1 protein-coding gene is annotated in these 305 nt (G+C 52.8%); it reads right to left on the bottom strand.

The annotated features are described in order from the left end of the window. A partial coding sequence (locus HFD94_RS22815) for a GTP-binding protein (protein WP_243208061.1) occupies positions 1-305 on the bottom strand: 305 nt, incomplete at both ends.

Genomic DNA, 305 nt, shown 5'->3' with positions numbered 1-305 from the left:
CCGGTAACAACGGTACCACGGCCAGAGATTGAGAATACGTCTTCGATTGGCAGCAGGAACGGCATGTCGATCGCACGGACTGGATCCGGGATGTAGTTGTCCAGGTGTTCAGCCAGCTCAACGATTTTTGCTTCCCACTCAGGAACGCCTTCCAGCGCTTTCAGAGCAGAACCACGAACGATTGGAGTGTCGTCGCCTGGGAAGTCGTACTGTGACAGCAGGTCACGTACTTCCATCTCTACCAGTTCCAGCAGCTCTTCATCATCAACCATGTCACACTTGTTCAGGAACACGATGATGTAAGG

Source organism: Pantoea sp. EKM20T (assembly GCF_011800485.1).
Lineage (GTDB): Bacteria > Pseudomonadota > Gammaproteobacteria > Enterobacterales > Enterobacteriaceae > Pantoea > Pantoea agglomerans.
Note: the sequence above shows the minus strand (reverse complement) of the source record. Positions and strands in the feature narration are given on the sequence as shown.